Annotated in this window: 16 protein-coding genes; 15 read left to right on the top strand and 1 reads right to left on the bottom strand. The window is 74.0% G+C overall.

The features are described 5' to 3' along the window. Positions 1-224: 224 nt before the first annotated feature. From bcsS to LOK46_RS25810, 9 genes are all read left to right on the top strand, one after another. The gene (bcsS, locus tag LOK46_RS25850) at positions 225-968 is read left to right on the top strand and encodes a cellulose biosynthesis protein BcsS (RefSeq protein WP_273561197.1); all 744 of its coding nucleotides are present in this window, start codon (positions 225-227) and stop codon (positions 966-968) included. After that, entirely contained in the window at positions 968-3808 is a 2841-nt protein-coding gene (gene bcsA / locus LOK46_RS25845) for a UDP-forming cellulose synthase catalytic subunit (RefSeq protein WP_443192847.1), read from the top strand. Before bcsS ends, bcsA begins: the two co-directional genes overlap by 1 nt. Positions 3809-3815: 7 nt before the next feature. Then, positions 3816-6140, top strand: coding sequence for a cellulose biosynthesis cyclic di-GMP-binding regulatory protein BcsB (locus LOK46_RS25840; protein ID WP_273561196.1), 2325 nt, complete (start codon positions 3816-3818; stop codon positions 6138-6140). Then, the gene (locus LOK46_RS25835) at positions 6137-7276 is read left to right on the top strand and encodes a glycosyl hydrolase family 8 (protein ID WP_273561195.1); all 1140 of its coding nucleotides are present in this window, start codon (positions 6137-6139) and stop codon (positions 7274-7276) included. Before LOK46_RS25840 ends, LOK46_RS25835 begins: the two co-directional genes overlap by 4 nt. Continuing rightward, a complete protein-coding gene (locus LOK46_RS25830; protein ID WP_273561194.1) occupies positions 7261-9156 on the top strand; it encodes a hypothetical protein in 1896 nt (631 codons plus the stop codon). Before LOK46_RS25835 ends, LOK46_RS25830 begins: the two co-directional genes overlap by 16 nt. Then, entirely contained in the window at positions 9153-10130 is a 978-nt protein-coding gene (gene bcsN / locus LOK46_RS25825) for a cellulose biosynthesis protein BcsN (RefSeq protein ID WP_273561193.1), read from the top strand. The genes LOK46_RS25830 and bcsN overlap by 4 nt, the downstream gene beginning before the upstream one ends. A gap of 7 nt (positions 10131-10137) precedes the next feature. Continuing rightward, entirely contained in the window at positions 10138-11505 is a 1368-nt protein-coding gene (locus LOK46_RS25820; RefSeq protein ID WP_273561192.1) for a response regulator, read from the top strand. A 761-nt stretch (positions 11506-12266) separates the two neighbouring features. Then, a complete protein-coding gene (locus LOK46_RS25815; protein WP_076728275.1) occupies positions 12267-12749 on the top strand; it encodes a nucleoside deaminase in 483 nt (160 codons plus the stop codon). An 87-nt stretch (positions 12750-12836) separates the two neighbouring features. After that, a complete protein-coding gene (locus LOK46_RS25810; protein WP_273561191.1) occupies positions 12837-14225 on the top strand; it encodes an FAD-binding oxidoreductase in 1389 nt (462 codons plus the stop codon). Positions 14226-14237: 12 nt separating this feature from the next. Here the strand turns inward: LOK46_RS25810 and LOK46_RS25805 are convergent, their stop codons facing one another. Continuing rightward, positions 14238-15335, bottom strand: coding sequence for a DUF4272 domain-containing protein (locus LOK46_RS25805; RefSeq protein WP_273561190.1), 1098 nt, complete (start codon positions 15333-15335; stop codon positions 14238-14240). A 545-nt stretch (positions 15336-15880) separates the two neighbouring features. On the opposite strand from LOK46_RS25805, the gene LOK46_RS25800 reads away from it, so the two are divergent. From LOK46_RS25800 to LOK46_RS25775, 6 genes are all read left to right on the top strand, one after another. Then, positions 15881-18001 carry a M48 family metallopeptidase gene (locus LOK46_RS25800; protein ID WP_273564696.1) on the top strand — a complete coding sequence of 707 codons (2121 nt, stop codon included), beginning with the start codon at positions 15881-15883 and terminating at the stop codon, positions 17999-18001. 7 nt (positions 18002-18008) lie between these two features. Next, on the top strand, positions 18009-18524 hold the full coding sequence (locus LOK46_RS25795) for a hypothetical protein (RefSeq protein WP_273561189.1): 516 nt from the start codon (positions 18009-18011) through the stop codon (positions 18522-18524). A gap of 174 nt (positions 18525-18698) precedes the next feature. Next, positions 18699-18974 carry a CsbD family protein gene (locus tag LOK46_RS25790; RefSeq protein ID WP_337251956.1) on the top strand — a complete coding sequence of 92 codons (276 nt, stop codon included), beginning with the start codon at positions 18699-18701 and terminating at the stop codon, positions 18972-18974. A gap of 418 nt (positions 18975-19392) precedes the next feature. After that, positions 19393-19710 (top strand): hypothetical protein, encoded by a 318-nt coding sequence (locus LOK46_RS25785; protein ID WP_273561188.1) that lies wholly within the window; start codon positions 19393-19395, stop codon positions 19708-19710. 59 nt (positions 19711-19769) lie between these two features. Continuing rightward, positions 19770-20954: an efflux RND transporter periplasmic adaptor subunit gene (locus LOK46_RS25780; RefSeq protein WP_443192846.1), complete on the top strand. Its 1185-nt coding sequence runs from the start codon at positions 19770-19772 to the stop codon at positions 20952-20954. Positions 20955-21101: 147 nt separating this feature from the next. Further along, positions 21102-24290, top strand: a complete 3189-nt coding sequence (locus tag LOK46_RS25775; RefSeq protein WP_273561187.1) for an efflux RND transporter permease subunit — start codon at positions 21102-21104, stop codon at positions 24288-24290. Positions 24291-24437 lie beyond the last annotated feature (147 nt).

Raw genomic sequence — 24437 nt, 5'->3', positions numbered from 1 at the left:
CCTTCCGTCCACAGCCTGTGGGCATCGCCGGGCCGCGGAGGAATGCCTGCGAGTGCTGCCCGGCCCCGACGAAAGCTCCCGGACTCTACTGGATGGACTTCCAATAGATCCAGTAATAGCGGCCTAGTCCTTATTTGCTCTGTATTGTCCGCGACCCGGAAAGGACCGGTTAGGGATAGAGGCCGGATCCTGTCGGTGTCCTGCAAGTCACGTAGCGTATCGACATGCATCGCAGCCTCATCGGGTGCGCCGCGGCCCTGGCCGCGGCGGGATGCCCCGCGGCCCGGGCCGCCGACTGGTACACCGGAGCCGAGACACCGGCCGGCCCGGATGCCTGGATCGTCGCCGTCGACACCTCGGCGGCGATCGCGTCGCAGGGGTCGCAGTTCGCCAGCGCCACCGTGACGGCCGCTCCCGCGGGCGACCTGCTCACCAGCGGCGTCCGCGTCCGGGTCGACGGGCTGATCGGATCGTACCGCGCCGAGAGCCCCGGCGCCCCACGCGCCGTCGGCCAGCAGGCCGACCTCGCCGCGATGGCCGGCTACGCCCTCGTCGGCCCGGACAGCGTGCTCAGCGGCTTCGTGGGCCTGGCCGTGCGCCGCGACGAGGTCGCGCAGTCCGGGCTGACCGAGACGGTGGCCCGCACGGGCGTCGGGCTGAAGACGGCGCTCGACTACTACGCCCGGCCGACCGCCTTCACGATGTTCCACGCGACCGGCACCTACAGCACCGCGTTCAACGCCTATTACGGCCGCGTCCGCTTCGGCATCGCGGCGCTGGCGGGCGGCTATGTCGGGCCGGAATTCGCCGCCCTCGGGGACGACTACTACCGGCAGTGGCGGGTCGGCGCGCATCTGAGCGGGATGCAGCTCGGCGCGGTGCAACTCGGCCTCTCGGCCGGCTACGTCCACGACCACGTGCGCAAGGGCGGCCTCTACACCGCCCTCGACCTGCGGACGGGCTTCTGATGGCCCGCGCGACGCCCCTCGACGGCCCGGCGCACGCCCAGGCCCTCCCGGCCGCCATCCCGGGCACAATCCCGGCCGTCCCGGTGGCGCGCCCGCGCCTCCTGATGGGCCTGCTGTGGGCGACCTGGGCGCTCTGCGCCGCCCTCGCCCTCGGCTTCCTGACGCAGCCGGTGGGCCTGACCGCCCAGGGCGTGCTCTGCGCCGCCGCCGGGGCCGGGATGCTCGCGCTCTGGCTGCTGTTCCCCCGCCGGGGCCTCGCCCGGATGGCCTTCCTGGCGCTCGGCACGGCCGTGGTCATCCGCTACGTCTACTGGCGGGTGACCGGCACGCTGCCGACCCTCGACGATCCCGTCAGCTTCGGGCTCGGCGTCGTGCTGGCCCTCGCGGAACTCTACTGCGTGCTGATCCTCACGGTCAGCCTGATCATCAACGTCGCGCCGCTGGCCCGCGGCGCCGCGCCGGCGCTGCCCGAGGCGGACCTTCCCACCGTCGACATCTTCATCCCGTCCTACAACGAATCCGCCGAGATCCTGGGCCTCACGCTGGCGGCGGCGCGCAACCTCGACTACCCGGCCGGCCGGGCCACCGTCTGGCTGCTGGACGACGGCGGCACGGACCAGAAATGCGACGACCCGGACCCCGCCAGGGCCGGCGCGGCGCGGGCCCGCCGCGCCGATCTGCAGGCGCTCTGCGCGGCGCTGGGCGTCCGCTACCTGACCCGGGCGCGCAACGCGCACGCCAAGGCCGGCAACCTCAACAACGGGCTGACCCAGGCCCGCGCCGACCTCGTGCTGGTACTCGACGCCGACCACGCGCCGTTCCGGCCGTTCCTGCAGGAGACCGTGGGCCTGTTCGCCCGGGACCCGAAGCTGTTCCTGGTGCAGACCCCGCACGTCTTCATCAACCCGGACCCGATCGAGCGGAACCTGCGGACCTTCACCCGGATGCCGTCCGAGAACGAGATGTTCTACGGGGTCACGCAGGCCGGCCTCGACAAGTGGAACGGTTCGTTCTTCTGCGGCTCGGCGGCGCTGCTGCGGCGGAGCGCCCTCGACGCGGTGGGCGGGTTCTCGGGCGTCACCATCACGGAGGATTGCGAGACCGCCTTCGAGCTGCACGCCCGCGGCTGGACCAGCGCCTACGTCGACCGGCCGCTGATCGCCGGCCTCCAGCCCGAGACCTTCGCCGACTTCATCGGCCAGCGGGCGCGCTGGTGCCAGGGCATGTTCCAGATCATGCTCCTGAAGAATCCGCTGTTCAAGCGCGGCCTGAAGCCGATCCAGAGGCTCTGCTACCTGTCGAGCATGACCTTCTGGTTCTTCCCGCTGCCGCGCCTGATCTTCATGCTGGCGCCGCTGCTGCACATCTTCTTCGACGTGAAGATCTTCGTCTCCTCGATCGACGAGGCGCTGGTCTACACGGCGACCTACGTGGTCGCCAACATGATGATGCAGAACTACCTCTACGGGCACGTGCGCTGGCCGTGGGTCTCCGAACTCTACGAGTACGTGCAGGGGGTCTACCTCGCCCGCTCCATCGTCTCGGTGGTGCTGTCGCCCCGCAAGCCGAGCTTCACCGTCACCAACAAGGGTCTCGGGCTCGACCGCGACCACCTGTCAGGGCTGGCGTGGCCGTTCTTCGCGATCTTCGGGGCGCTGGCGGCGGGCTGCGCGACGGCCGCGTGGCGCTACCTCTACGAGCCGGGCGTCACCAGCCTGATGCTCGTCGTCGGGCTCTGGTGCCTGTTCAACCTCGTCATCGCGGGCGCGGCCCTCGGCGTCGTGGCCGAGCGCCGTCAGACCGAGCGCAGCCACAGCCTGCCGGTGAACCGGCGCGCCGTCGCGTCGGTCGGCGGCGCGGTGTTCGAGGTGATGGTGGAGCGCGCCTCCGCCGAGGGCTGCCGCCTGCGCCGCTGCGACGGGTCGACCTGGCCGGCCGCGGCCGAGGCCGGCAGCCCGGGCCGGATCGTCCTCGCCGAGGGGTCCGACGCGGTCCTCGCCTTCCGCCCGCGCGTCGGCCTGTCGGGCGACACCTGGGACGTCGCCTGGGATGTCACCTCCGCGGGAGCCGGCGCGCCGCTGTTCCGCGGGCTCGCCGAGCTGATGTACGGCGACGTCTCCGCCCTGCAGGCGTTCCTGTCGGGCCGGCGCCGGCCGAAGGACCTGCTCTCCGGAAGCCTCCGCTTCCTGATCTGGGGCTTCACCGAGCCGGTCCGGGCCGTCACCTACGCGCTCCGGGACCGCGGCGGCGCCCCCGCGACCGCTCCGGAGGTCCCGGCCGCGATCGCCCCGGCGCCGGCGGCCCCGGCGGAGATCCGGCGGGCGGCGTCGATCCCCCTGCCCGTCGCCGACGTGCTCGTCGTCGAGCAGGCCGCCGCGGCCGTCGTCCCGGCGGGACCGGCTCCCGTCGCGGTCGCCGCCCCGGTCGCCGCCCCGGTCGCCGCTCCGGTCGCCGCACCGGCGACCGCCGAGCCGGCACCGGCCCAGCCCGTGCCCACGCCCGTACCCGCGCCCGTACCCGCGCCCGTACCCGCGCCCCTGCCAGTGGCGGTCCCGCTCCGGGCGGCCGAGCCGGACGTCTCCGTCGCGATCCCGCTCACGGAAGCGGTCTGGCGGCAGGCGGTCGCCAGGCTCGCCGCGGCCGAGGCCCCCGCCGCGACGCCCGGCACGGAGGCCGCCGAGCCGCGTCTCGACCCGGCCGCCTGGCTCGCGGGGATCTTCGCCCTCGCCGGCGCCGAGCGTCCCGAGCCGGCCCGCGCCGCCGACATCGTCCGCGGCCCCGACTTCCGCGCGCTCGTCCGCGCGCCCGCCGATCCCGCCGCCATCCGCTCCGCCGCCTGAGGTCCCGATGCGCCACGGCCTTCGCCCGGTCCTCGCGGCCGGCCTCCTGACCTGCGCCGCGGGCGGCCTCCTGGCCGGCGCCGCGGGCGCCCGGGCCCAGACCTTCTCGGGGGTCGGGGCGGCCCCGGTCCTGACGCTGCCGTCGCCCGAGCGGGCGGCGGTCGCCGCGCCCGTCGCGCCGCCGCCGCCCGCGGCCGGCGCGGCGGATCCGGTCGTCGCCGAGCGCGGTCCGACCCTCCGGCGGCTGCCGTCGATCGCCGCACCGATGCGGCTCTGGGGCGAGAATGGCCGCCTGACCTTCGCGTTCTACGCCACCGAGGCCGAGGCGCGGGCGGGCGGGCGCTTCCAGGTCGGCTACATGGCCGCGGTCTCGATCCTGCCCGACACCGCGCGGCTGACGCTCAGCGTCAACGGCGCCGCCCTGGGCAGCGGCGCGATCGACGGCAGCCGCGGGCTCCGCAGCCTCGCCTTCGACCTGCCCGCGGGGACGCTGTCCCGGGGCTTCAACCGCATCGATATCGCGGTGGCGCAGCGTCACCGCGTCGACTGCGCGGTGCCGGCGACCTACGAGCTGTGGACGCAGATCGACCCCGAGACGACCGGCCTCCTCGCGGTCACGGACGGCCCGCAGGCGCCGGCCGATCTGGCGGCGATCGGCGGTGGCCCCGACGGTGCGGTGCCGGTCCGCCTGCTCCAGACCGGCGGGAAGCTGAGCCCGCGCGCCGTCGAGCGGGCGCTCGCCGCCCTGCAGGCCGCGGTCCTCCTCGGGGCCTTCCGGCAGCCCGCGGCCGAGTTCGCGCCTTCCGTCGAGGCCGGCGACGGGCTGGCGCTCGCGGTCGGGCGCGTCTCCGAGCTGGCCGCGAGCCTGGATCTGGCGCCGCTCGGCCCCGTGACCGGGCCGCGCCTCGCCCTCCTGCCGCGGGGCGCGGAGCGTCGCCCGGTCCTGGTCGTCACCGGGCCGGAGGAGGCGGACGTGACCGCGGCCCTGGGGCAGCTCGAGGAGATCGCGCGCGCCGACCGGCCCGGGACGCCGCAGGGCCGCCGGGCCCTGGCGGACGCGGGCGGGCGCCCGGTCTCCGGGGGCGAGACCCTGACCTTCGCGGATCTCGGCATCCCGGACGCCCACGTCGCCGCGCGCACCCACCGGATCGCCTTCGACCTCGCGCTGCCGCACGATTTCATGCCGGCCGATTACGACAAGCTGATCCTCGACCTCGACGCGGCCTATCCGGCCGGCCTCGCCCCCGGCGCCCAGATCGTCGTGGCGATCAACGGTGCCAACGCGGCGAGCACGCCGCTGGGCCGGCCGGGCGGCGAGGCGATGACCCGGCGCGCGGTGGTCCTCCCGCTGCGGCTGCTCCGGCCCGGCCAGAACCGGATCGCGATCCGCGCGGAGCTGCCGCGCGGGGACGACCGGGCCTGCCCGGACGACGCGGCGGCGCCGACCGAGCGGCTGTTCCTGGCCGCCACCAGCCGCCTGACCCTCCCGCCGCTCGCGCGGATCGGGCGCCAGCCCGAGCTCGCCGAGACCGTCGCCGACGCCTTCCCGTACGCGACGGCCGGCCGGCGCCCGACCCTCGTGGTCCCCAATCCCGATCGGGACACGATGGCGGCGGCGGCGACCCTCGCGGCGCGCCTGGGCCTCGCCGCCGGGCGGGTGCTGCCCTTCGCGTTCGCGGCCGGCCGGGCCGGGATCACCGGGCCGACCGTGGTGGTCTCGCCCGCCCCGGCCCTCGACGGCACCGTGCTGGCCGCCGCCGGCCTCGATCCCCGGGCCGTGTTCGACGCCTGGGCCGGGCGGGACGCCGTGCCGGCGCGCGAGAGCGGGCCGGCGCTGCGGCGGCGCGTGCTGCGGACCGACGGCCTCGCCGCCTGCAGCGCCCTGGCCCATCCCGCGCCCGACGCCGTGGCCGAGGCCGCGACGCGGCCCGGCGCGCGGCCGTCCGCCCCCGTCCTGACGGACGCCGCCGCCCTCCTGGCCCAGGGCGTGACCGGGCCCGCCCCGGACGACCTGATCACCCTGGTGACGGCGCCGACCGCGGCGGGCCTGCGCGAGGCGATGGCCTGCCTCGTCCATCCGCGGGTCTGGGCGCGGCCCGCGGGGCGCCTCGCCGCGCTCTCGTCCGTCGACGGCGGCGTGGCGGTCGAGGCGGCGGCCGAGCCCCGCTACGTGGCGACCCTGGCGCCGGCCCCGGGCAACCTCCGCCGCGTCGCGGCGGGCTGGCTCTCGCTCCACGCCGGTCTCTTCGGCCTCGCCGGCCTGCTCCTGGCCGGCGGCCTCGCCGGCTCGACTCACCTGCTCGTGCGCAACCTCGGCCGGAGACCGGAATGAGCGTCCTTCTGAGCGTCCTCCTGAGCGTCCTCCTGAGCGTCCTCCCGCGCGGCCTCGCCGCCCTCTGCGTCCTGACCCTCCTGGCCGCGCATCTGGCCGCGTATCCGGCGCGCGCCGCGTCGGCCTCCGCCCCGCCCCTCGCCGGGACCCTCCGGAACGCCGAGGCGTGGCGGGCCTACAAGGCCCGGTTCGTCAGCGAGCAGGGCCGCGTGGTCGACACCGCCAACGGCGGCATCAGCCACAGCGAGGGCCAGGGCTACGGGATGCTGCTCGCCGTGGCGGCGGGCGACCGCGAGACCTTCGAGCGCGTCTGGACCTGGACCCGGGCGAACCTGATGGTCCGCGACGACCAACTGATCGCGTGGCGGTGGGAGCCGGACAAGCGCCCCGCCGTGGCCGACATGAACGACGCCTCGGACGGCGACCTGCTGGTCGCCTGGGCGCTCACCGAGGCCGCGGAGGCGTGGCACGAGCCCGAGCATCAGGTCGCCGGCCGCCGGATCGCCGTCGAGCTCGGGCGCAAGCTGCTCCTGCCGCGCGCGCCGCAGGGCCCGCTGATCCTGCCGGCGGTGGCGGGGTTCTCGGCCGAGGAGCGGGCGGACGGCCCGGTGGTGAACCTCTCCTACTGGGTCTTCCCGGCCCTCGACCGGGTCGGCCTGCTGGCGCCCGAGTTCGACTGGCGGGCGCTCGCCCGCAGCGGGCGCCGGCTGATCGCGGCCGCCCGGTTCGGGGCGCAGCGGCTGCCGGTGGAGTGGATCTCGCTGTCCGGGGCCGCGCCCCGGCCCGCCGACGGGTTCCCGGCCGAGTTCGGCTACAACGCGCTGCGCATCCCGCTCTACCTCGCGATGGCGGGCGTCACCGAGCCGGACCTCTACGCGCCGTTCCTCGGCCTGTGGCAGAAGCCCGAGGCCGGGCTCGCCCTGGTGGAGACCGGGACCGGACGGGTGTCCGCGCGGCTGACCGAGACCGGCTACGCCGCCATCCCGGCGCTGGCCGCCTGCGCGAGCCGCGGGACGCCGTTCCCGGCGGCCCTGACGCGCGTCCGCGCCGAGAGCGAGAACTACTACCCCGTCACCCTGCAGCTGCTGGCCCTGGCGGCCCTGAACGCGCGGTACCCGGCATGCGCACCGCGCTGATCCTCGCCGCCCTGCTGGCCATCGCACCGGCGGCAAGTGCACCGGCGTCCGCCGCCGAGCCCGCCGCCGCGTCCGCCACCGAGGCCGCCGCAAGGCCGGACGAGACCGCCCTGCGCTACTACGCGAGCCAGCACCAGCGCGCGCGGGTGGAGGCCGAGACGGAGCGGCTGCGGCGGCGCCATCCCGGCTGGCAGCCGCCGGCCGATCTCTGGACCGCGCGCGCCGGCGGCGAGGACGAGGACGGGCTCTGGGACCTGCTCGGCGCCGGCCGCGACGCGGATCTCGCCGCCGCGCTCGCCGCCCGCGCCCGGGCCGAGCCGGGCTGGACACCCTCCCCGGCGCTGCAGGCAGCCCTGTCGGCGCGCGCCCTGCGCGAGTCCTGCCTGTCCCTCGCCAAGGCCGGCCGCTGGCCCGACCTCGCGACCCTCGCCGCCGGCCGCCCCACCGACATCGCCGCGGCCGACGCCGAGGTGGTCTGGGCCGTCGCCGAGGCCTACGGCCGGACCGAGCGGGCCGAGAAGGCCTACGACCTGCTCAGCGGCGCGCTCGCCGGCGGCCGGTTCGGGCCCGAGGAGCGGCGGGTCAGCCTGCTGCGGGCGATGCAGATCCTGCCGATGGCCGATGTCGACCGGCTGGCCGCCCTCGGCGAGGCCCGGGACCGCGACGCGATCCGCGTCGACCTGATCCGCGGCCGCATCGGCGCCGTGCTCCACGACGAGGCCGGCCAAGCGGTCTCGGCCCCCGACCTCGCGGCGTTCGAGGCCTACGCGGAGGCCGCGCCCGATCCCGATCAGGCGGCGCTCGTCGCGTGGCTGGCGTTCAAGCGGCGCGACCTGCCGACGGCCCTCGCGTGGTTCAAGCGCGCCGTCGCGCGGGGCGGCGACGCCATGGTGGCGCACGGTCTCGCCCACACCCTCCGCCTCCTCGGCCGGCAGCGCGACGCGGAGGACGTCGCCTACGCGTGGCGGGCGCCGCTCGTGAACAACAGCCTCCTGTTCATCGACCTGCTGGAGACGGATCTGACCCGGGCGGACCCGCCCGCGATCGAGCCGGAGCGGCTCAGGCGCTACGCCGAGGTCACCCTGGCGACGGCCTCGGGCGAGGGCGCGCAGGCGCTCGGCTGGTACGCCTACAACCGCTGCCAGTTCGACACGGCCCTGGGCTGGTTCCGGCGCGCCGTGGCTTGGTATCCCAAGGAGGCGACGGTCTACGGCTACGCCCTGTCGCTGCGCCGGACGCGCCAGGAGCGCACCTTCCTCGAGGTCGTGAACCGCTACGACGGGCTGTTCCCGCGGGTGGTCGACCTGCTGTTCCAGGCCGCCGCGGCCCGGCCGATGCCCTGCGAGGCGCCGCAGGCCCGGACCGCCAGGGCCGAGCCCGCGGCGAGCCCCGGCTACCTCGAACTCGCCGCCGCGACCGGCGCGGCCGCGCGCGGGCGCGTGCCGCCGCCCGACGAGATCGCCGCCGACCGGACGCCGGCGGCGCCGGCGATCCGGCGCAGCGACTTCCCGGTGGCGGTGGTCATGGAGAACGACCTGCGCGCCGCGCCGACCGGCAGCCCGGTTCCCGAGGCGCGCTGGTCGGCCCGTCCGCGCGGCCGCGCGCCCACGGTCGCCCGCCGCGTGCCGGGCGTCGGGCCGATGCCCTACGAGCGCTACGGCTTCGCGCTCCTGCCGGCCTGGAACGGCGGCGAGCAGGCGAGCCAGCCGAGCGCCGCCGAGAGCCCGGCACCGCGGGGGACCCTCTGGGCCGACGAGCAGGCCGCGCGGTCCGGCGCGGAGCCGGGCGGCCCGGCGGACCGGGACGTGCCGGCGACCACCGGCGCGCTCGGCGCGCGGCAAGCGATGCGTAACCAGACCGTGCGAGAGACGACGCCGTGACGTTCCCTGTCCGCCCCTTCCGCGTCCTGGCGCTGACCGCCCTCCTCCTCGGCGCCTGCACGGCCCGGGACGAGGCGCGCTCCGTCGCCGGCACCCCGCGCTACGCCAGCCTGGACGCGATCGCGGACGGGCGGCCGCCGGCCTCGGCCGACCGTCCCGCCACGCCGATGGTCGTCCTGCCGGACTGGGCCGGCCGGCCGGTGCGGCTGCGGGAGCACGACGGCGCCGACGCCCTCGAGCAGGCCGTGTCGCTGAGCGCCGCGCCCCGCGGCGCGGGGGGCGAGAACGGCATCCTGCTGCGCATGCCCCGCGGCGGCGCGTCCGGGGACGCGAGCCCCGCCGGCGGCCGGCCGACCGAGGCCGGCATCCGCGCCGAGCTCGCCGCGGCCTTCCCCGCGACGGCGATGCAGGTCGTGACCCGACCCGCCGCCAACGCCTACGGGCCCTACGGCCTCGCGGTCGGCCGGACGGCGGGGGGCGCCCGCTGCCTCTACGCCTGGCAGTGGATCGCCGCGGCCCCCGATCTCGACCCGGCCTCCGGGCGGCCCGGCCCGGTCTCCCTGCGGATCCGGCTCTGCCGCGACGACATCAGCCTCGAGGCGATGGCCGCCGCGATCACTCAGATCACGCTCGTGCCGCGCCACGCGGGAACGCCCGTCGCGGGCCCGTCGGCGACGCGGCGCGCCCCCGCGGCGGCGCGGCCCCGCACCGCCGCCCGGGTGCCGGCCGCGGCGCGGGATCCCGCCCCGGTCGCGCGGGCCCCGGTCGCCGCGACCGGCCTGCCGTCGGGCCGGCGCTACCTGGGCGTCGCCGAGGCGCCGGACGGCGGGCGCGGGCTCCAGGACGCGGGTCCGGCCGCGCTGCGGCAGGCCTCGATCGGCGCACCGCCCTCCATCCAGGCCGAGGCGAGCGGCGCCGACCTGCCGCCCGAGGCGCTCCGCGGCCCGGTCGCCCGGACCGGGGCCCGCCCGTGAGGATTCCATGACCGACCGTATCCTGCTGGTCGAGGACGATCCCGGCTCGCGCGACCTGATCGGCGCCCTGCTGGCGGCGCGCGGCGACGCGTTCGACTGCGCGGCCGACGGGTTCCTGGGCCTGCGGCTCCTGAGCGAGCGCCGCCACGCCGTCGTGCTGATCGACTACCACCTGCCCGAGATGGACGGGTACGCCCTCGCGCGGCTGATGCGCGAGATCGTCGGCGCGCAGGGGCGCGTCCGCCTCGTCGGGATCACGGCCGACCGGCACGGCCTCGCGTCGCGCCGGGGCGCCGACGCGCTGTTCGACGCGATCCTGGTCAAGCCGATCGAGCCCGACCTGCTGTACGCGACGCTCGACCGCCTGCGCGCGCCCGACGCGGCACCGCACGTGCCGGCGGACGGCGCGCCGGACCTGCCGCCGGCCACCGTCGCCGACGAGGCGCCGGCCGAGGCCCTGTGGCGGCGGCGGGGCCTCCCGGGGCGCCCGCGCGCCGCCCTGTACCCGGACCTCGGCGCCGAGGCGGCCGCCGCGGTGGGGCACGCCTTCCGCCTCAGCCCGGTGGCAGAGGCCGATCTGATCCTGATCGGCGCGGCGGAGGGTCTCGCGCAGAGCCGGGCTCTGCCGCCGGGAAGCCCTGGGCACCTGCTCCCCACCGTCGATCTGACCGGACGTCTCGGCCACACCTGCGACGCGACGTTCCGGGTCGACGATCCGGCCGCCTGGACGGCGCTGGCGCAGACCTGCCGCGCCTTCGCCGAGCGCCGCGCGGGGCTCGCCGCCGCGGTTCGGGATTCGGACGATCCGGCCTGCCGGCTGCTCAGCTGGCTCCACGTCGGCGGCCGCAGCCTGCCCCTGTCGGCCGCCGAAGCGCCGGCCCCGATCCTCGCGGCCGGCCTGGTCCGCAGCGCCGCCATGGCGGCGATCCTGGCCCTGACGGAGCAGGATCTGGCCGCCTGCGTGCCGGCCGACGGCGGGCTCGCGGTCAGCCTCACGCCGGCCGGGCTGTCCGCCGCCGCGGCCGGCCTCGCCGCGGCTCCGGCCGCGTCCCCGGCCCGCGATCCTGAACCCGTCCGCGACGCGGCGCGGGTCCAGCGCCTCCGCGACGCGATCGGCGCGGCCGAGGTCGCGCGCCTGACCGGCGACCTGCGGGCGCGCCTCGAGGCGGCGTTCCCGCCCGGAACCCTGCGCCCGGCGATCGCCCAGGAGGCGCACGCCCTGATCGCCATGGCGGGAAGCCTCGGCTACACGCGGCTCGCGGCGGCGTGCCGGACCCTCGAGGCCACCGTGACCGGCGGCTCGGACGAGAAGGACGCCCTCGGGCACGTCAGGGGCGCGATCCGCGACGTCCTCGCGGAGCGTCCGGCCGCCTGATCGCCGGCTTCCGGGATGGCCTGCGGTCCGTGCCGGCGCCGGCACACCCGGATCCCGCGCCGCCCTGGACGGGGCCGCGCCCCGGGATCGTCGCCCGGCGCCAGTGACTGGAAAATCGTTCCGCGGCGCCCATGATTCCCGAACGGGCCGACCCGGATCGCGGGGGCCCGTGGCCGGAGCGGTCGGCCGTGACGGGACGGATTTTTTCTTGTCCGTCCGTCTCAGTCGGGCCGCCGCCGCCGCGATCAGGGGCCGCCACCACGACCGCAACGCGCCGGATGTGCTGCGCAGATCGGTGTGCCGGCAACATTGATCGGCTATTCACGGTCGATCTATTGCATTCCCGGATATTTACAATTCCATCGCGAACGATTGCCCGGCAGCGTTGACGCGGCTCCGTCGGCCCTGTCTATCCTATCGACAGACCAATCGTAGCCGCTCGTTATTGGCTGACGAATATGCGCTTCGTGGGACGCACGGTTTCAGCGGGACGTTCCGATCCGCGCGATGCCCCGTCGCCGATCCTGCCCGCGCAGATCGATGGCGGCCGCGTGCCCGTCGCGGCCAACACCGCTCGGCCGAACCGCGCGGCGGCGTCTTTCAACCCGAAGCCAGTGTCGGCAGCCGATCCCGAGTTGTTAAGCACGCCGTGCGAAGTCTAGTGCGGTTCGACACAACAATCGGGACCGCCTCTCGATTAATAAGTTTCCGCGGTTCATAGTCTCGACCAACCGACCAGTTTCGCGACGACAGAGGTTCCAATGTCTGATAACCACGAAAAGTTCATGGCCCGGGCGATCGCCCTGTCGGAGAAGACGTCGCTGGTCGACAGCGCCGGCGGCGTGTTCGGCTGCGTGATCGTCCAGGACGGCGAGATCATCGCCGAGGGCGCCAACCGCGTCGTCGCCGAGAACGACCCGACCTGGCACGGCGAGATCGAGGCCATCCGGAAGGCCTGCAAGGCGCAGGGCAGCTTCAAGCTCCGGAACGCGACGCTCTACACCAGCGCCGAACCCTGCCCGATGTGCATGGCGGCCGCCTACTGGGCCGGCGTCAAGAACGTCTACTACGCCGCGCAGGTCGAGGACGCGCTGGAATACGGCGGCTTCGACGACAGCATGATCTACGCCGAACTCAAGAAGGACGTCGCGGAGCGCTCCATCCCGACCCAGCAGATCATGCGCGAGGAGGCCGTCGAGGTCTGGAAGAAGTACGCCCAGAAGGCGGACCGCGTCCCCTACTGAGGGCCGGATCGAACGATCGGCCGCCCTGCTCCGCCCGCTCCGGCCGCGTTGCCCGGGCGGGCCTCCCCGCCCGCGCAGTGCCCAGTCATGAATGCTGAGACCCTGAGGACGGCCTGCAAGGGCCCGGTCATCGCCGCGGGCGACCCGCAGTTCCGGGACGCCCTTCACGGGAACCTGTGGAACAGGCTGATCCCCGACCGGGCGCCGCAGATGATCGTCAAGGCGGCCGACGAGGACGACATCGTCGCCACCGTGAAGTTCGCCCGCGCGCACGGCCTCAAGGTCGTCGTCCGCGGCGGCGGCCACAATTGGTGCCAGCCGACCCTGCGCAACGGCGGGATCCTGATCGACCTCGGGAGCCTCGACAAGATCCTGGCGATCGACGTCGCGCAGCGCCGGGCCATCATCCAGCCCATTCTCAGCAATCGCGACATCCAGAAGGCGCTCAACGCCCACGGGCTCGCCTTCCCGACCGGCCACTGCCCTCAGGTCAAGGCGAGCGGCTACTTCCTCGGCGGCGGCATGGCCTGGAATCCCACGGTCTGGGGCTACGGGACCGAGAGCCTCGAGGCGATCGAGCTCGTCACCGCCCAGGGCGAATTGATCCGGGCCAGCGAGACCGAGAACCCGGACTTCTTCTGGGCCGCGCGCGGCGCCGGCCCGGGCTTCTTCGGGATCGTCACGAAGTATTTTCTCAAGCTCCACGCGCTGCCGAAGGCCATCCACGGCAGCGAGTACTTCTATCGCCTCGAGGACGCGCCGGCCGTCGGCACGTGGCTCGGCGAGGCGGCGCCGACGATCGCGCCGAGCGTCGAGCTGACCCAGTTCCTCGTGAAGGCGCCGCCCGCCCTGGCCGAGGCGGCGGCGGCCCAGAACGGCTGGGTCTGCATGGTCACCGCCACCGCCTTCGAGGACACCCCGGAGGCGGCGCGGCGCGCGCTGGCGCCGCTGGATGACGCACCGGTCGAGCCCCTGTCGACCGCGCGGGTGACGCCGCTCGACTTCGAGCAGCTGTTCGACGCGTCCGGCGCGCTCTTCCCGGAGGGCGTGCGATCCCGGGTCGAGGCCACTTACTCCAATCACAGTCCCGGCGCGGTGATGGCGGCCATCCTGCCCCTGTGGCGGAGCGCGCCTTCGGCGACCTCGGTGTTCCTGTCGACGATCTTCTGCGGCCCCGACGTCCCGGGGCCGCAGCGGAACATGGCCCGCTCCATCACCTCGAAGGTCTATGGCGGTCCCTGGACCATGTGGCACGAGGCGGACGACGATCAGGCCAACGCCGCGTGGCATCAGGCGGTGATCACCGCGCTGAAGCCGCTCAACATCGGCTACTACATCGGCGAGACCAACACGGTCGAGCAGCCCGAGATCGTCGCCCAGGCGTTCACGCCCGAGAAATGGCAGACGCTGTGCGCGCTGCGCGACAAGCACGACCCGGACCGCGTGTTCTTCGACTACTTCGAGGGTCTTCGCTGAGCCGAGGCGCGGTCACGTCGGCGTGTCGATCGCGTCCCACGGCGTGCCGCGGTCGTTCTGGAAGCCGGTCAGCCAGTTCAGCGCGACGTGACGCTCCGCCACGACGTCGCCGTTGAGCCCCGCGGGGGCTGCTCCCTTCTGCCGCGCCTGCCGGACGACCCAGTGCTCCCGCCACGCGCGGTCCAGCGCCTCCAGGATATCGCCGGACGGCCGCAGGCGCGCGGCATCGGTCGCGCCCGCGTCCTGCGCGAGCGGCGCGACTGCCCGCCAGAGCGCGTCCACGTCGGCCGTGGCGTCGCCGTCGTCGATCCGGGCCGCGCTCACGCCGAGCGCCCACAGGAGGGTGTTCGCGGCCTCGTAGCGCCAGGACGCCGCCGCGGCATCCTTCGGGTCCGCCGCCTCGATCTGGGCCCGCTCGGCCGGCGACAGGGCCGCGAAGCCGGTGGGATTCAGCGCCCTCTGTCCCGGCTCGATCAGCGCCGTGCCGGCGCCGAAGGCCTGCCCCCAGGCGGCGATGTAGAGCAGGGCCAGAGCCCGCCGGAGCACCTCCGCGGGACTTCGCGGCGCGAGCTCTGCCTCGCCGAGCGCGGGGGGCATGCCCGCCGGCGGCTTCGGGTCCAGATCCTTCAGGTGCTCCAGGGTCCGCGCGCGGCGCGCGACGGCGTCGGGCGGATAGGGCAGACGCGCCGCGGGATCCGTCTCGCCCGCGGCCGATAGGAGGAGCGCCATGTCGGGCGCGCGCACGGAGCCGTCGGGCAGGAAGAGGACGGCGTTCGCCGCGAGCGCCCAGGCCTCCACGCGCGGCAGATCGGACGCGGCGACCGCGAAGCTGACGTGATTGCGGACGCGCTGCAGGTGGCGCCAGAGATGGTAGCGCAGGGCGGTCATCTGGCCGTCGCCCCGCCCCATGACGTAGCCGATGAACCCGTCGAGATGCGGCTGCAATTCGGGGTCGGACAGGTCCCGCCGGCCGTTCAGCTCATGGTTGAAGGCGAGCGCGGGCAGGTCGCGCACGGTCGCGTAGGCGTTGACGAGAAGCGGCTCGTCCGCCGGCGCCTCCGCCGCCGGTGCCGCATCGGCGCGTCCGAACAGCCGCTTCAGCAGGTTCATCGTCTCTCCCTTCCGGTCTTCCCGTGGTGCGACGCCGTCGAGGCCGGGGTCCGCACCGGGCCCGGTCGCGCCGGGGTAAGGCCGCGGAAGCGGGCGCGCGCACAGTGAGGCGGGCGCTCCGGCCGGGCAAGGCGCGCCGCGTGCGCCGGGATGATCCGCCGCGAGACAGCCGCGACGGCGACCGGCGGACGCGCACCGGAATAGCCCTGGGGGCGAGACCGCGGACGCGAGCCCGTCCGGACTGCGCCGGAGGCCGGGCCGCAGCATTCGGTTGACGTGGCCGTTCGGCGGGTTAGAAAACCGGCCGTCGAATCGGTTATCGGTCTGGTTGCGCCCAATCTTTATCCCTCAGAAGCTGTGATTCAATAACGCCTATAGCTTCCCCGGACGAGACTGTTCGTTGCGCCGGCTCGATACCGGGACGCCGATCCATCCGCATCTTGCCGCGCCCGCGTCTCGCCCTCCAGGAGTCGACCATCGCCGAAGCAGCGCCCCCGCGTGAACGCTCGCGTCCGCGCGCCCTCGCCGGCCTCCTGGCAGCGACCGTGCTGCTGCCGCTCGCGATCCTGCTGATCGGGCTCTGGCAGGGCCGGCGCGGCGTCGACGACCGGCGGGCGTTCGCGGCCGAGCGCGATCGCCTCGGCGCGGTCGTGGCGGATCTGGAGGCGCGGTCTCCGCGGGACGGGCGCCCCGATTTCAGCCTGCAGTTCCGGCACGACGGCCGCCTCTACGGCGGCCCCTACGCCGCGGTGAAGGCCCGCGAGGTCCGCGACCACGCGGGGACCCTCGCCGCCGTGATGGACTGGCGAAGCCGGTTGCCGGCGGTCGCGGTTGCCGGCGGCGGCCTCGCGGCGGTGCTGTCCGTGCTCGTGCTGCTCGTCGGCGGCCTGCTCGGGCACCTCGGGCGCGGCTCGCGCGACGCCCTGGTCCGCGGCTTCTCGCTGGTGCGGCGGCTGCTTCCGGCCGCGCTCGCCGCCCAGATCGTGGCGGCGACCGCCGGCCTCGTCGCGGTGGTCCTCTTCGAGGCGGGGCTGCTCGTCGACGGCGGCCTCAGCGGCGGCGGCGTGAAGCTCCTGGCGATCGCGGCCGGCGCGGTCGGCGGCACGATCCTCGCCGCGTGCGGCGCCCTGATCGGCCTCCGCCGGGCCCTCGTCGCCTTCGCGCCCGACCCGCTGCCGATCCTCGGGCGGCGGATCGCGCCGGCCGAGGCGCCGGGTCTCTGGCGCCTCGTCGAGGCGCTCGCCGACCGGATGGGCGCGCTCAAGCCCGAGGCCCTGGTCGTCGGCCTCACCGAGGGCTTCTTCGTCAGCGCCGGCCCGGCCGTGCTCGAGCCCGGCGGCGCGCGGCTCGACGGCCGGATCCTCTACGTCCCCCTGCCCTATCTCGCCCTGCTGCGCGTCGACGAGACGGCGGCGATCCTCGGGCACGAACTCGCCCACTACGCCGGCGGCGACACCGCCTACAGCCAGCGCTTCCTGCCGATCTACGCCGGCGTCGGGCGCTCCCTCGACGCGATGGCCGAGCGCGAGCGCGGCGCGCTCGGCGTCCTCGGGCCCTCGATCCGCCTCGGCCTGTACGTGATGGAGCAGTTCCACCTCGCCGTGCGCCACTGGAGCCGGGTGCGCGAGTTCGCGGCCGACGCGGCCGGCGCCGCCGTGACGTCGACCGCCGCCTCGGCCCGGGCGCTGCTGCGCTACGGCGCCGTGCGCCCGCGCGTCGTCGAGGCCCTGGACGCGGCGGCCGACGCGCCGGAGGCGGCCCCGGCCGACCTCGTGGCGGCGGCGCTCGACGGCGCGATCGCGCGCGGCCTCGAGGATCCCGCGGCGCGCCTCGAGGACGGGCAGGCCCACCCGACCGACACCCACCCGTCGACCCGCGACCGCGTCGCGGCCCTCGGGCTGGCGATCGACGCGGGCCTGCTGGCCGCGGCCGGAACCGCGCCGCCGGCCGAGGCCCGCGACCAGCTCGCCGCCTACTTCGCCGATCCGGACGGCCTGTGCCGGGCCGCGACGCAGGACTTCCTCGGCGCGGTCCGCGCGCAGGAGGCGGCCAACCGCGCGCATCTGGAGGCGACCGCCGCGGAGGTTGGAACCGAGGAACGAGTGCTGCGCGCCAGCCACCGCGCCCGCGGCCTCACGCTGGCCGCCAGCGCCGGCCTCTTCGCCGCCGCGGCGCTCGCGCTCGCCCTGCTCCGCGTCCCGGGGCTGTCGCCGTACGAGGCCCGTATCGTGGCGGCCGTGGCCCTGACCCTCGCGGCCGCCTTCGGCGGGGCGGGCGCCCTCGTCCTGTCGCGGGGCGAGCCGATCGCCCTGATCCTGAGCCCCGCGGGGCTGACGACGCCCGGTCTCGACAGGGTGATCCCCTGGGAGGCCGTCGCCGATCTCGACATGTCGCTGAGCCGCGGCGGCATCGTCACCCGCCTGCTGCTGCCGCCGGGCGCGGACTGGCCGGAGCGGGCCCCGGGGCGACACCCCGTGAAGCTCGACCCGAAGCGCCGCATCGTGACGCTCACGGTCGGGTTGCCGCGCCGGATGAAGCCGCAGGATTTCGCTGACCTGATCACCCGCTACCAGGCCGCGCACCACGCCCGCCGCACCCTGGCCGAGCGCGCCGCGCGCGCGACCGTCGCCACCGGCACCCCCTCCCCCGAAGATCAGCCTGCTTGAGGATCATATGGGATCGCCCGCGAAGCCCGAGACCGCCGAAACCCTGCGCCTGCCGCCCGACCGCACGAGCTGGACCGTCATCCTGGGTGTGCTGTTCGGCTTCGTGCTGTTCGGCGGCCTCCTGGCAGCCAGCGCCGTCTACACGGCGCCCGTACTGATCTCGGACTGGCAGGTCCGCGAGGCCGCCCGGCCCGTCCCGAACGCCCGCGTGAGCGACGGCAAGTGCAGCACCAAGCTCGTGTTCCACATCTGCGACGCGACGCTCTCGCTGCGGACGCCCGCGGGCAGCGTGACCCGCCGGGTGAACTACGTGTTCACCGGCCTGCACGCGGGCGACTGGACGATCGGGGTGATGGCCGACCCGGCGCATCCCGAATCCCTCACCACCGATCTCGGCCTCGACCGGCTGTGGAACCGGGCGATCACACTCCTGGCGATCGACGGAGTGATCCTGGCCGGCCTCGTCGGAGCGCTGATCTCGATCCTCCGCAACGGGCGCGCGGCGTTCCGGACCGCCGCCTGACCGGCGCCGCGCCGGGATCTCGGCCGCGCTGCGCCGTCCGCGCGGCGGACGCGTCCGAACCGGCGGGCCGGGGCCGTACCGGTTGCCGGTCCGGCGATCCGGTACGTGTGCGTCATTGCGCCGGCGCGGCCGGTCGGCCAGACCGCGCTCCCTCGAACCTCTCGGGAGAACCGCATGAGCAGTACCCGCAAGACGGCGCTTCGTGGCGCCCTCCTCGGCCTCGCCCTCGCAGGCCCGGCGCTGGCCGACGACACACCGACGACGGCGGGCGCCGTCGACAGGCTCAAGGGCCTCGCCAACGAGGCGGTCGGCAGCGCCAAGCGCGGCGTCGGCAACCTCACGGACGACGAGGCGATGAAGGCCGAGGGGCGCGACCAGAAGCTCCAGGGCCGGGCCCAGCAGGAGCGCGGCAAGGCCAAGGACGCCGTCGAGAACGCCCTCGACAAGTAGGCGAGACGGGGCCGGCGGCGCCGCGGCCGGCCCCGGAAGGGGAGCCGGCGGCCGCGGACCGAACGATTGTACAGCGGCTCAGCGCGCACGCTGAAACGGCCTAATACCTGAGAACACCCATATACTTTATCAAATTCTCCGATTTTTCTCTCGATCTTACACATCTCGCGGCCACCACAGACATCACGCTGCCGATTTGCCGGACGACCAACGCTTTAGGTAGTATGCGCTGGTTGATAACGATTTTTGTTGCGACAACTTATCCGCGACATATGCTATCGATACAGGACAGGCACCCGAATCGGGTCGGTCTTGCGTATCGAGCTTGTATTGTCGCAGGACACGGCAACCGTGCGGGGCCGCCAAATCAGGGATCGACCGGGCCGCCCGGTCGACGCGACGCGCGGGTGTGCCGATCATGATGTTTGCTGTCCCCGCCCTGCTGTTGGAGATGGCGTTGACGACGCCGGTCTCGGACAAGATGCCGGTCTTCGACGTTCGCGGCAGCTGCCGGGCGGCGACGACGGCGATGACCCTCGATCCCGTTCGGCAGAAGCTCTGCCTCCAGGACGAGGGGTCGGCCCGTGCCGAGGTGGCGAAGAAGTGGTCCAGCTTCCCGGCGGTCGACCGGACGCGCTGCGCGGCGGAAGCCCAGCTCGACGGCCTGCCCAGCTACGTCGATCTGCTGGAGTGCCTGACCCTCGCCCGGGAAGCCAAGGCCGAGGACGATCAGTAGTGCGCGTCAGGACCGAGACCGAAGACCGTCCCGTAACGCTCTCAGGTTGAGGGTCGACCGTGCCGATCGTGCTGCAGCTTCCCGGATTCCTCCGTCTCCTCGCCCTGGCGGCCATCGCGGGACTCGCCGCCGGTTGCCGCGATGCGAACCAGTACGTCCCCCCGCCGCCGCCCAGCGTCTCGGTCGCGCAACCGGTCGTGCGCACGGTCACGCGCTACTTCGAGCTCACCGGCAACACCAAGGCGTTCGCGGCCGTCGAGCTCGAGGCGCGGGTCCAGGGGTTCCTGGAGGCGATCACCTACAAGGACGGCGCCGTGGTGAAGAAGGGCACGCCGCTCTTCTCCATCCAGCGCAACACCTACGAGGCGCAGCTCAAGCAGGCGCAGGGCGCCCTGGCGGCGCAGCAGGCCGCCCTGGCGAATGCCCAGTCCGAGTACCAGCGCCAGTCCACGCTGGGTCGGCAGGAATTCGCCTCGCAGGCGCGCGTCGAGGACGCGAAGACCAAGCAGGACCAAGCCAGCGCCGCCGTCATGGAGGCGCAGGCCAACCTCGACATCGCCGCCATCAATCTCGGCTACACGCAGGTCTCCGCACCGTTCGACGGCGTGGTCACCAACCACCTCGCGGATGTCGGGGCGCTCGTCGGCATCAGCGGACCGACCAAGCTGGCGCAGCTCGTGCGCATCGATCCGCTCTACGTCTACTTCAACATCAGCGAGCAGCAGGTGCTGCTGGTCAAGGAGCACCTGCTCGCCACGCATCGGACGCTGGGCGACCTGTCCAAGATCCCGGTGGAGATCGGCCTGCAGACCGAGACCGGTTACCCACACACCGGCAAGCTCGACTACCTCGCGCCGCAGGTCGACCCGTCCACCGGCACGCTGATGGCCCGGGCGCTCATCGAGAACGGCGACCACGCGCTCCTCCCGGGCCTGTTCGTGCGGGTCCGGGTGCCGGTCGGGCGCCAGGACAAGGCCCTGCTGGTCCGCGACGACGCCATCGGGACGAACCAGCAGGGCAGCTACGTGCTCACGGTCGGGGCCGACGACACGGTCGCGCAGCGGGTGGTGACGCTCGGGCCCCGGGACGGGCGCTACCGGGTGATCGAGACGGGGCTCGCGCCCGGCGACTGGGTCGTCACGGACGGCATCCAGCGGGCGATCCCCGGGGCCAAGGTCGCCCCCCAGAAGGCGGCCGTGGCCGAGGCCTCATCATCCGAACCGCCGCCGCCGCCCCAACGGTGAGTGACCAGCCGCGGGGCCCGGCAGGGCTGACGTGCCCGGGCGCCCGCGGCGCCGATGCTCCCGGCACCCGGGGATCGGCCATCGCCACACCGCGTCCCGCCGATGCGGCGGGATGCTCCTGAGACGCCGGCACCGAGGGCCTACGGCATGATCTCGCGCTTCTTCATCGAGCGACCGGTCCTGGCCAACGTGCTGGCCCTGGTCATGGTGCTGATCGGCGCGGTGTCACTGCTCAACCTGCCGGTGTCCCAGTATCCGAACGTCGTGCCGCCGACGGTGCAGGTCACCACCCGCTATCCGGGCGCGAGCGCCCGCACGGTGGTCGACACGGTGGCGCTGCCGATCGAGCAGCAGGTCAACGGCGTCGAGGGCATGCTCTACATGCAGTCGACCAGCGCGAGCGACGGCACCTACACGCTCACCGTCACCTTCGCGATCGGGACAGACGGCGACCAGGCCCAGGTGCTGGTGCAGAACCGCGTCGCGATCGCGATGTCGTCACTGCCGCAGGCGGTCCAGGTCCAGGGCGTCACGACCCAGAAGAAATCCACCGCGGTCCTGCAATTCGTGACGCTGTCGGCCGCCGACGGGAAGTTCGACAGCCTGTTCCTGTCGAATTACGGCGTCATCAACGTGCAGAACGAGCTGGCCCGGCTGCCCGGCGTCGGCAACGTCACGGTGTTCGGCGCGGGCCAGTACGCGATGCGGATCTGGCTCGACCCAGACCTGGTGCAGGCCCGGGGCCTCACCCCCGACGCCATCATCAACATCGTGCAGCAGCAGAGCCAGGAGGTCACCGCGGGCGCCGTGGGGATGCCGCCGGTCCCGGCCGGACAGGATTTCCAGTACACCCTCAACGTCAACGGGCGGCTCAACAACGCCCCGGACTTCGAGAACATCATCATCAAGGCGGACGCGCAGGACGGGGGCCGCATCACCCGCCTGCGCGACGTCGGCCGGGTCGAGCTCGGCGCGCAGACCTACAGTCAGTCCTTCACGCTGAACGGGCAGCCCGCCGCCGGCATCGGCATCTACCAGCTGCCCGAGGCGAACGCGCTGACGGTGGCGAACGCGGTCCGCACCCGGATGGCCGAGCTCGCTAAGACCTTCCCGTCGGGCCTCGTCTACGCCATCCCGTTCGACACGACGGAGTTCGTGCAGGCCTCGATCCACGAGGTCTACATGACGCTGTTCGAGGCGGCCGTGCTCGTCCTGATCGTCATCCTGGTCTTCGTCCAGGACTGGCGCGCCATGCTGGTGCCGGCGACGACGGTGCCGGTGACGATCATCGGCGCCTTCGCCGCCATGGCGGCGATGGGCTTCAGCGTGAATCTCTCGACGCTGTTCGCCATCGTGCTGGCCATCGGCATCGTGGTGGACGACGCCATCGTGATCGTCGAGGGGGTGTCACACCACATCGACGAGGGCCTCTCCCCCCGGGCGGCGGCCGAGAAGGCGATGGAGGAGCTGTTCGGCCCGATCATCGGCATCACCCTGGTGCTCATGTCGGTGTTCGTGCCGGCCGCGTTCCTGCCCGGCCTGACGGGGCAGCTCTACAAGCAGTTCGCCCTGGTCATCGCCGCCACCGCGCTGATCAGCGCGATCAACGCCGCCACCCTGAAGCCGACCCAGTGCGCCCTGTGGCTGCGCAAGCCGGTGCCGCCGGAGAAGCGGAACGTGTTCTACCGCGGCTTCAACCGCGTCTACGGGGTCCTCGAGGGCTGGTACGCCCGGCTGATCGCCAGCATGGTCCGGCGCAGCGGCCTCATGGTCGCCGTGGCGCTCCTGCTGATCGGGCTCGCCGGGTGGGGGCTGACCCGCCTGCCCACCGCCTTCCTGCCCACCGAGGATCAGGGCTACGTCCTGATCGGGGCGCAGCTGCCGGACGGGGCCTCGAAGGAGCGCACCGACGCGGTGATGCAGCGGATCAGCGCCCAGGCGAAGGCGACGCCGGGCGTCGACAACGTCCTCTCGATCAGCGGGATCTCGGTCCTCGATTCCAGCGCCAGCCTGCCCAATGCCGGCGTCGCCTACGTGGTTCTCAAGAACTGGGACGTCCGGGCCAAGGAGAAGGGCCAGGATCTGCGCAGCCTCTACGAGCGCTTCAACACGATGCTGGAGGGCGTCGAGGACGCCGACACCTTCGTGCTGATCCCGCCGCCGATCCAGGGCATCGGCAACGCCAGCGGCTTCACCATGCAGATCGAGCTGCGCAACGGCGACTTCGACTACCCCCTGCTGGAGAGCCTCGCCCGGACGGTCGTCGCCGACGGGAACTCGCAATCCGGGCTGCGCAAGCTCAACACCTCGTTCCGGGCCGGCGTGCCGCAGATCGCGATCGCGGTGGACCGGGTCAAGGCCGAGGCGCTCGGCGTGACGGTCGGGCAGGTCTTCTCGACCCTCTCGAGCTACGTGGGATCGTCCTACGTCACGCAGTTCAACAAGTTCGGCCGGACCTTCCAGGTCTACGTGCAGGCCGCGCCCGATTACCGGCTCCGCCCCGAGGACGTCGAGAACCTGAAGGTGCGCGCCGGCAACGGCGTGATGGTGCCGCTCGGCACCGTCGTGGAGATCAAGTCCGTGCAGGGGCCGTCCCTGATCAGCCTGTACAACCTCTACCCGACCGCCACGATCGTGGGCGGGGCGGCGCCGGGCTTCAGCTCCGGGCAGGCGCTGGACCTGATGCAGCAGATCGCCGCCAAGGTGCTGCCGCCGGGCACGGGCTACGACTGGACGGCGATGTCGTACCAGGAGAAGGCGGTCGGCGCGCAGATCTACCTCGTGTTCGCCCTCGCCATCCTCCTCGTCTACTTGGTCCTGGCCGGACAGTACGAGAGCTGGATCCTGCCGCTGGCGGTCCTGCTCGGCGTGCCGCTGGCGCTGCTGGGCACGGTCGGGGCGCTGCTGCTGCTCGGCGTCGCCAACAACCTCTACACGCAGATCGGCCTGATCCTGCTGATCGCGCTGGCGAGCAAGAACGCCATCCTGATCGTCGAGGTCGCCCGCGAGAAGCGGCAGGCCGGCCTCGACATCGCGGCCGCCGCCGTGGAGGCGGCGCGGCTGCGCTTCCGCCCGATCCTGATGACCTCGTTCGCCTTCATCCTCGGCGTGCTGCCGCTCGTCACCGCCTCCGGGGCCGGGGCCGCGGCGCGCAAGTCGATCGGCATCACGGTGTTCAGCGGCATGCTCGCCTCGACCTGCCTGGCGGTGCTGTTCGTGCCGTCCTTCTACGTGATCCTGCAGCGCATCGAGGAGCGCCGCGCCCGCGGGCGGCAGCCCGGTCCGGTCGCGGCCCCGCCCCCGGCCGGGACAACCCCCGAGACCGGACAGGCGTGAGCCGGAGCGCGGGCGCGGTGCGGCTTCGCGGCGCGTCCAACGGTCGACGACCGGCGCCGCCGCGCCGGATTCGCGACCGGACCTTCGTCGACCCACCAATCCAGCACGCTCGACCGTTGACGGACCAACATCGCCCATCCTATTAGA

Origin of the sequence: Methylobacterium sp. NMS14P, from assembly GCF_028583545.1 — a bacterium.
Taxonomy (GTDB): domain Bacteria; phylum Pseudomonadota; class Alphaproteobacteria; order Rhizobiales; family Beijerinckiaceae; genus Methylobacterium.
The sequence above is the reverse complement of the archived record's forward strand: the minus strand, read 5'-3'. Positions and strand labels throughout refer to the sequence as shown.

Bases quoted from the DNA above. Each gene is read 5' to 3' on its own strand.
- bcsS (WP_273561197.1), top strand. From the start codon at position 225: ATGCATCGCAGCCTCATCGGGTGCGCCGCGGCCCTGGCCGCGGCGGGA.
- bcsA (WP_443192847.1), top strand. From the start codon at position 968: ATGGCCCGCGCGACGCCCCTCGACGGCCCGGCGCACGCCCAGGCCCTC.
- LOK46_RS25840 (WP_273561196.1), top strand. From the start codon at position 3,816: ATGCGCCACGGCCTTCGCCCGGTCCTCGCGGCCGGCCTCCTGACCTGC.
- LOK46_RS25835 (WP_273561195.1), top strand. From the start codon at position 6,137: ATGAGCGTCCTTCTGAGCGTCCTCCTGAGCGTCCTCCTGAGCGTCCTC.
- LOK46_RS25830 (WP_273561194.1), top strand. From the start codon at position 7,261: ATGCGCACCGCGCTGATCCTCGCCGCCCTGCTGGCCATCGCACCGGCG.
- LOK46_RS25820 (WP_273561192.1), top strand. From the start codon at position 10,138: ATGACCGACCGTATCCTGCTGGTCGAGGACGATCCCGGCTCGCGCGAC.
- LOK46_RS25815 (WP_076728275.1), top strand. From the start codon at position 12,267: ATGTCTGATAACCACGAAAAGTTCATGGCCCGGGCGATCGCCCTGTCG.
- LOK46_RS25810 (WP_273561191.1), top strand. From the start codon at position 12,837: ATGAATGCTGAGACCCTGAGGACGGCCTGCAAGGGCCCGGTCATCGCC.
- LOK46_RS25805 (WP_273561190.1), bottom strand. From the start codon at position 15,335: ATGAACCTGCTGAAGCGGCTGTTCGGACGCGCCGATGCGGCACCGGCG.
- LOK46_RS25795 (WP_273561189.1), top strand. From the start codon at position 18,009: ATGGGATCGCCCGCGAAGCCCGAGACCGCCGAAACCCTGCGCCTGCCG.
- LOK46_RS25790 (WP_337251956.1), top strand. From the start codon at position 18,699: ATGAGCAGTACCCGCAAGACGGCGCTTCGTGGCGCCCTCCTCGGCCTC.
- LOK46_RS25785 (WP_273561188.1), top strand. From the start codon at position 19,393: ATGATGTTTGCTGTCCCCGCCCTGCTGTTGGAGATGGCGTTGACGACG.
- LOK46_RS25775 (WP_273561187.1), top strand. From the start codon at position 21,102: ATGATCTCGCGCTTCTTCATCGAGCGACCGGTCCTGGCCAACGTGCTG.